Origin of the sequence: Aeromonas sp. R7-5 (assembly GCF_040908015.1) — a bacterium.
GTDB classification, from domain to species: domain Bacteria; phylum Pseudomonadota; class Gammaproteobacteria; order Enterobacterales; family Aeromonadaceae; genus Aeromonas; species Aeromonas caviae.
On record NZ_JBFOCZ010000030.1, the window covers coordinates 1 to 2,045 of the forward strand.

Below are 2,045 nucleotides of genomic sequence, written 5' to 3' on the forward strand. Positions count from 1 at the left end.
AGCCATGATCAAACTCTTCAATTTAAGTTTGGTTACCACTCTTTGTTACCAAGGAGTTGGCGGCTCAATGAATTGCTGAATTAACTGCTGCAACTAAAAGTTGCTTTGGTCACTTCATCAGACATTGATATCAAAAATTGTTTTTGATGCTCGATGCTGTGAGTGCCCACACAGATTGCTTGATTCAAATTGTTAAAGAGCGACGCAGCTTTTGGCTGCTGCGGGAGTGGCATTCTACTCAACCGCCTTCTCGAGTCAAGCCTTATTTGCAAAGGCTTTTCGAGGTACCGACCGGGTTGTTTGCGTTGCCGCTTGCCGTGTCGATGGAGGCGCATTATAGGGAGCGAATTCGTTCTGGCAAGGAGATAATTGCAAAAAGATGGCTTTCATCGTTCAACCGCTCACAAAGCCACCAAAAAGCATCTTAATCCAGCGAAATCAGCCTGTGACAGGCGCTGCAACGGCAAAATCATGCAGGTTGTCGTAGATGGCATCGGCCAGCTCAATCCCCGCATCAGTAATCGGCTTGCCTGTTCTGACCATTATCTTGTGACCGACCTTGGCATTGATGGCGGCTTTCAGGTCCGAAGGTTTGTCACCCACCATATAAGAGCGGTCCATGTCGATGCCCAACTCTTGCTGCGCCAACAGCAGCATGCCGGGTTCCGGTTTGCGGCAGTCGCAAGGGGCGCCGTGATCCGGGTGATGGGGGCAGAAGTAGATACCATCGAGATCCACATCTCGATCGGCCAATGACCAATCCATCCACTCGGTCAGGCTCATGAAGTCATCTTCCGTGAAGTAACCGCGGGCGATACCGGATTGGTTGGTCACCACGACCAGCAAATAGCCTTTTTTCTTCAGCAATTGCATGGCCTCAATCACCCCGGGCAGAAAATGGAAGTCATCAACCTGGCTGACATAACCCGTGTCTTTGTTGATGACACCATCGCGATCCAGAAAAATGGCGGGTTTACTCACAGCAGCTACCTCTATAGATGATTTCGCAAAAGTATCTCACAGGCCAATTAAAGCCCCAAAAGTAAAAGGGGTGGCCGAAGCCACCCCTTTCATGTGTGCATATAAAGTATCGATTAAGCGATAACTTTAGCTACAACACCAGCACCTACGGTACGGCCACCTTCACGGATGGCGAAACGCAGGCCGTCGTCCATCGCGATCGGCGCAATCAGGGTAACAACCATCTTGATGTTGTCGCCCGGCATGACCATCTCTACGCCTTCCGGCAGTTCGATGGTACCGGTCACGTCGGTTGTACGGAAGTAGAACTGCGGACGGTAGCCCTTGAAGAACGGGGTGTGACGACCACCTTCTTCTTTGGACAGCACGTACACTTCGGATTCGAACTTGGTGTGCGGCTTGATGGTGCCCGGCTTGGCCAGTACCTGACCACGCTCTACGTCTTCACGCTTCACGCCACGCAGCAGTGCGCCAACGTTCTCACCTGCACGACCTTCGTCCAGCAGTTTGCGGAACATTTCAACGCCGGTACAGGTGGTCTTGGTGGTATCTTTGATACCAACGATTTCCACTTCTTCACCAACCTTGACGATACCGCGCTCTACACGACCGGTAACTACGGTACCACGGCCTGCGATGGAGAAGACGTCTTCGATAGGCATCAGGAACGGCTGGTCGATGGCACGCTCCGGCTCCGGAATGTAGGTGTCCAGGTGGCCAGCCAGTTCCAGGATCTTCTCTTCCCACTGAGCTTCGCCTTCCAGCGCTTTCAGTGCGGAACCACGGACTACCGGCAGGTCATCACCCGGGAAGTCGTACTCGGACAGCAGTTCGCGAACTTCCATCTCGACCAGTTCCAGCAGCTCTTCGTCATCTACCATGTCGCACTTGTTCATGAACACGATGATGTACGGAACGCCTACCTGACGACCCAGCAGGATGTGCTCACGAGTCTGCGGCATCGGGCCGTCAGTCGCTGCTACTACCAGGATTGCGCCGTCCATCTGGGCAGCACCGGTGATCATGTTTTTAACGTAGTCGGCGTGACCCGGGCAATCTACGTG

Annotated in this window: 2 protein-coding genes; both read right to left on the bottom strand. The window is 53.0% G+C overall.

Features of this window, described 5'->3' with window-relative positions; genetic code table 11:
• Positions 1 to 438 precede the first annotated feature (438 nt).
• The gene (gmhB, locus tag AB5Y53_RS12960; protein ID WP_368182237.1) at positions 439 to 981 is read right to left on the bottom strand and encodes a D-glycero-beta-D-manno-heptose 1,7-bisphosphate 7-phosphatase; all 543 of its coding nucleotides are present in this window, start codon (positions 979 to 981) and stop codon (positions 439 to 441) included.
• A 113-nt stretch (positions 982 to 1,094) separates the two neighbouring features.
• A partial coding sequence (tuf, locus tag AB5Y53_RS12965) for an elongation factor Tu (protein ID WP_026139321.1) occupies positions 1,095 to 2,045 on the bottom strand: 951 nt, incomplete at its 5' end.